At 68.6% G+C, this 4,362-nt stretch carries 5 protein-coding genes; 2 read left to right on the plus strand and 3 right to left on the minus strand.

Features of this window, described 5'->3' with window-relative positions; genetic code table 11:
• The coding region (gene cysS, locus FV220_RS24170) for a cysteine--tRNA ligase (RefSeq protein WP_147833492.1) at positions 1-1,242 on the minus strand (1,242 nt) is incomplete at its 3' end.
• Positions 1,243-1,611: 369 nt separating this feature from the next.
• Between cysS and FV220_RS24175 the strand changes: the two genes are divergently transcribed.
• Positions 1,612-1,953: a hypothetical protein gene (locus FV220_RS24175; protein WP_018041886.1), complete on the plus strand. Its 342-nt coding sequence runs from the start codon at positions 1,612-1,614 to the stop codon at positions 1,951-1,953.
• Positions 1,954-2,020: 67 nt separating this feature from the next.
• Here FV220_RS24175 and FV220_RS24180 read toward each other — a convergent pair whose 3' ends face one another.
• Positions 2,021-2,500: a CreA family protein gene (locus tag FV220_RS24180; RefSeq protein WP_018041885.1), complete on the minus strand. Its 480-nt coding sequence runs from the start codon at positions 2,498-2,500 to the stop codon at positions 2,021-2,023.
• A 208-nt stretch (positions 2,501-2,708) separates the two neighbouring features.
• Between FV220_RS24180 and FV220_RS24185 the strand changes: the two genes are divergently transcribed.
• On the plus strand, positions 2,709-3,719 hold the full coding sequence (locus tag FV220_RS24185) for a DUF2865 domain-containing protein (RefSeq protein WP_018041884.1): 1,011 nt from the start codon (positions 2,709-2,711) through the stop codon (positions 3,717-3,719).
• A 280-nt stretch (positions 3,720-3,999) separates the two neighbouring features.
• On the opposite strand, the gene FV220_RS25885 is transcribed toward FV220_RS24185, so the two are convergent.
• Positions 4,000-4,362: hypothetical protein (locus tag FV220_RS25885; RefSeq protein ID WP_210245973.1), on the minus strand; the 363-nt coding region annotated here is incomplete at its 5' end.

The raw sequence follows: 4,362 nt of genomic DNA on the forward strand, positions 1-4,362 counted from the left end.
TTCCACCGCCGCCACGTCGACGCCGGCGGCGGCGATGGCACTGTCCGCCCGCGCCGACTGCGTCCGCCCGAGGAGGCCGAGGAGGCCCGCCCCGGCCTTCAGCGTCGCCGGGTCGTCGAGGCGGTGCAACTCGGCGAGGGCGGCGGCGGTGTTGAGATCGTCGAGGAGCGGCTCCACCACGGAGGCCGGCACCTCGGGTCCGGCGGCCACGTCGCCCACGATGCCGTACCAGCGGTCGATCATCTTCGCCGCTTCCTCCAGCCCGCGCACGGTCCAGTCGATGGGCTGGCGGTAATGCGTCTTCAGCATGGCGAGGCGCACGACCTCTCCGGGCCAATCCTTCAGCACTTCGCGCAGGGTGATGAAGTTGCCCAGCGATTTGGACATCTTCTGCCCCTCCACCTGGAGGAAGCCGTTATGGAGCCAGACATGGGCCATGACGTCGGTGGCAAAGCAGCAGCGGGACTGGGCCACCTCGTTCTCGTGATGGGGGAAGATGAGGTCGAGGCCGCCGGCATGGATGTCGAAGGTCTTGCCCAGATGCTTCCATGACATGGCCGAGCACTCGATGTGCCAGCCCGGCCGCCCCGGCGCGGCGATACCGGCCGGCGAGGGCCATGACGGCTCGCCGGGCTTGGAGGGCTTCCACAGGACGAAGTCGAGGGGCGAGCGCTTGTAGGGGGCGACCTCGACGCGGGCGCCGGCTTCCATCTCGTCGAGGGGCCGCTTCGAGAGCGCGCCGTAATCGGGCATCGAGGGCACGTCGAACAGCACATGGCCTTCCGCCACATAGGCATGGCCCGATGCCACGAGCCCGTCGATGATCGTGTGCATCTCGGCGATGTGGTCGGTGGCGCGGGGCTCGACGAAGCGCGGGCGCTCGCCCGCCACGTTCACGTCCTCGGCCATCAGCACGCCGAGGTCGCGTATGTCGCCGTGGAAGGCTGCGAGCGTCCCGTCGGTGAGTTCGCGGATGGTGATGCCGCGCTCGGCCGCGCGGGCGTTGATCTTGTCGTCCACGTCCGTGACGTTGCGGGCATAGGTGACATGCGCCTCGCCGTAGAGATGGCGCAGCAGCCGGAACAGCAGGTCGAACACGATGATCGGCCGGGCATTGCCGATATGGGCGGCGTCGTAGACCGTCGGCCCGCAGGCATACATCCGCACATGCGTCGGATCGATCGGCACGAAGGGCGCCTTCTCGCGGGTCAGCGTGTTGTAGAGCCGCAACATCGGCGCCATGAAACCGTCTTTCGTAACCCTGGGACGCGACCGCTCCGCCGCCTGCGGATGCCGCCTGTCCCCATGCCCTAAATCCCGAGAACCGATCAACTTTTACGATTCGCGAGGCACGCGCACCGCAACTGCGACGACCGGATCGGCCGGACGCCAAGCACCCTACGTGTTGCACGGAGGCGACGGACCCTGCCGACCAACTGGGCTACCCCAAAACGGTGATGAATTCGAGAACGACGCCGGGAGAGCTTCGGTCAAGGTCGCGACGATCCGGAAAGGATTTGTTTACCGACGAGGCCGAGATTTTCCCAAACGCGAATCCTCCCATCCGGTGAATCCAGCCTTTCGCGGATCCCGTCATCAAGGTCACTGCCCATGCGACGCTCGGCTGCCGGTCTCGGCGCTCTCTGCGCCCTCGCGCTCATTTCCTCCGCCGCCCTGGCCGTCGATGACGGCGAGAAGCCCGCCCGCGCGCCGGCACAGGTAGAGAAGACGTTCCTGATTCCCGCCGGCGAAGGCTACGGCGTCGGCGAATGCCTGGTGGCGGGCAGCGGCTCCTGCGGGCAGGTGGTGGCCGATGCCTGGTGCGAGGCGCAAGGCTTCGCCGTCGCCGGCTCCTTCGGCCTGGCCGCTCCCGAGGACTATACCGGCGCGATCGACCAGCCGCCCGCGCCGAAGCCCGTCGAGCCGCCGATCCGCATCACCTGCAAGGACTGATCCGCAGGACTCACACCCGCTCGTTCGAGGCGGCCCGGCCCGATGCCGGCGCCGCCCCCGGGCCGGATCAGCCCTTGAAGAAATCGCCGCAGCGGGGCGGCGCCTCGGCGGTGCCCCACGGCATCAGCGGCACCGCCGTGGTGGAGTTCTTGGGCGAGCCCTGGATCACCTTGTCCGAATAGACCATGTAGATCAGCGTGTTGCGCTTGGCGTCGCAACCGCGGACGATCTGCATCGACTTAAAGATCAGCGACCGCCGCTCGCTGAACACGACGTCGCCCTGCTTGAGCTTGTCCTTCGGATTCTTGAACGATACCGGGCCGACCTGCCGGCAGGCGAGGGAGATGTCGGAGACATCTTCCGCGAGGCCGAGCGTGCCCTTGATTCCCCCCTTCTCGGGCTGCGTGTACCAGCAGGCGATGCCGGAGACCTCCGGGTCGTCGATGCCGTAGACCACCAGCTTGTCGTTGGGGGTGAGCGGACGCCACACCGTGGATTTGTCGAAGATCCGGTCCGTGTCGTCGGCGCGGACCGCCGTCCCGCCCATCGCCAACGCCGCCAATCCGGCCGCCACCGCGCGGCTTGTGAGACTCCGAAGACACATCATCACATCATTCCCCTCAAGTTTGCCGATGGGCATGTGGGAACACTGTCGCGCTCTGGCGAGGGCGGTTAGACACCCTTTGCAAAGGCGTTCTTCCGTACCCTGCCCGAGGGCCGGAACCGCCCAGCTTCACACCCGTTTCTGACAGGTCATGCCGCTGATCCCTCCACAGATCCGCAAGCTCGTCGCAACGCTCGGCGCCGCCATGGCCGCCATCGCGTTCGGGACAGCCGTCCAGGCGCAGGCACCCAACGCCCAGTGCCAGCGATACCGCTTCGAACTCGCGAATCTCAGCGACGGCGCCAACACAGCCCGCGCCCTGCAGAACGAGATCGGCCGGCTGGAGGCCTATTACCGGACCCTGAGCTGCGAAGGCGGCAAGTTCCTGTTCTTCGATTCGCGCCCGCCGCAATGCGGCGCGGTGGAGCAGCGTATCCGGGCGCTCCAGGCCGGCTACGGCGCCGAGAACGGCGAAGTCACCGCCGCCCGGCGGCGCCAGCTCACGGCCGCCATCGCCTCCTCCTGCGCCGAGACCGGTCCGAAGATCGTCGAGGGCGTGGTCGGTGAGCAGCGCGGACGGGGCGGGCCGCAGGTGGTCTGCGTCCGGACCTGCGACGGCGCCTATTTCCCGATGAACAATTTGCCCGATGGTCGCGAGGGCGCCAACGAGCTGTGTCAGGCCCTGTGCCCCGGCACGGAGGCGGTGGCCTATTCGATGCCCAATGGCGATGACGGGCTGAAACAGGCCGCATCGATCAAGGGCAGCCGGGCCTACGTGTCGCTCGCCAACGCCTTCAAGTTCCAGAAGAGCTTCACGCCGGACTGCTCGTGCAAGAAGGCGAACCAGACCTGGGCCCAGTCCCTGGTGAAGGCCGAGAGCATGCTCGTCCGGCACAAGGGCGACATCTTCGTGACACCGATGCAGGCGGAAGCCATGTCGCGGCCGAAGGTGCGCGTCACCCTCGCGGGCCGTGCGGACAAGACCGTGGCGGCCATCGCCGCCGATGCGGCGACCCGGAACGGGGCCATCCTGTCCGATGGGGGCGTGGTTCGCGACGGGGCGGCCACGGAAGCGTCCGCCACCGGCCGCGACGAGCGCGCGGCCATCCGCATCATCGCGCCGAGCATGATCGCGGTCCCGGCTCGCGCCGCCGCGCCCTAGCGGACATTCACGGCGGGCGAGGGAAATCGTCGGTCCCGCCGCGATGTCACGAGCGACCCGGGCGACACGTCCCCTAACCGGTTGAGGGCGAAGGATTTCCCTCGCGCTCGCCTTCGATTCCGCGTCGAGATGGTGGATCGCGGGCGCACGCTCCGGGAATGAATTCGGAACCATCCCGGCTCCATTCGGTTCCGATGGCCACATCAACGTTTGTGAGTGACCATCGATGCGGAACCTCCGCCTGCTCTTTCTGACCGGCACCATGTTGCCGGCCTTGATCCTATCGGGCCCCCTTGCGGCCAGCCCCGACAGAGGCGGGCCGGGCGTGATGCTGCTCGCCCAAGCGGGTCCGGGAGCCGAGCGCGGCGACCCGCGCGGAGGCGGCGATGCCCCCCGTGGCGGCGCGGCTAGGCCGGAAAGAGCCGAGCGCCCGGAAAGGGCTGAACGCCCCGAGCGCGCAGAACGGCCGGAGAGGGCCGAGCGCCCCGAGAGAGCGGAGCGTCCCGAACGTCCCGAGCCGCGCCAGGAACGGGCTCCGGTTGAGCGGCCCGAGCGCGCGGAGCGCCCCGAGCGGCCTGATCGTCCCGAGAAGCCCGACCGCGCCCCGGCCGAACGGCCGACCCCTCCGGCCGCGCGCGAGCGC

Origin of the sequence: Methylobacterium sp. WL19, assembly GCF_008040005.1 — a bacterium.
In the GTDB taxonomy this organism is placed as follows: Bacteria; Pseudomonadota; Alphaproteobacteria; order Rhizobiales; family Beijerinckiaceae; genus Methylobacterium; species Methylobacterium bullatum.